At 69.5% G+C, this 443-nt stretch carries 1 protein-coding gene; it reads right to left on the bottom strand.

The genetic code is table 11. The annotated features are described in order from the left end of the window. Nucleotides 1-235: 235 nt before the first annotated feature. Nucleotides 236-443 (bottom strand): hypothetical protein (locus FJQ57_RS23135; RefSeq protein ID WP_211349335.1); only part of this gene is annotated, 208 nt, incomplete at its 5' end.

Raw genomic sequence — 443 nt, 5'->3', positions numbered from 1 at the left:
CCCGGCCAGCGCCGCCACCCGCCTCGACCGCGATTCCACTCCGAGCGAGTTCTTGTGCTTCATCATCGGCATCGAGCACCCCCATGTGCGGGGTCTGCCCGAACAGACCAACGTAGGCCAGACCCTACGGCGTGCGTGCTGCCGGTACCGCGAAACCTCCGCCCCTCAGGCAAAGATGTTGAACACGCGGCGGGGGGCCCGACGCGGCTCGCTAGTCGGGCGGCGCAGCCCCGGCTCACGGCTGGGCGTAGCCCACGTCAACGCCCTGCGAAGTCGAGGCCGTCCAGCTAGGAATGTCTCTGGAGCTCGACCAGGTGGTGCCGTCGAAGGTGTCGCATCGGACCTGGTTGCCGGTGCCCACGCGGGCGCAGTAGGACACGGTGCCGTCGTCGTTGGTGATCCAGGCGCGGTCGGTGGCGTAGCCCCAGTCCCCGGCTCGGGGT

This window comes from Nocardioides litoris (assembly GCF_006346315.1).
In the GTDB taxonomy this organism is placed as follows: Bacteria; Actinomycetota; Actinomycetes; order Propionibacteriales; family Nocardioidaceae; genus Nocardioides; species Nocardioides litoris.
The sequence above is the reverse complement of the archived record's forward strand: the minus strand, read 5'-3'. Positions and strand labels throughout refer to the sequence as shown.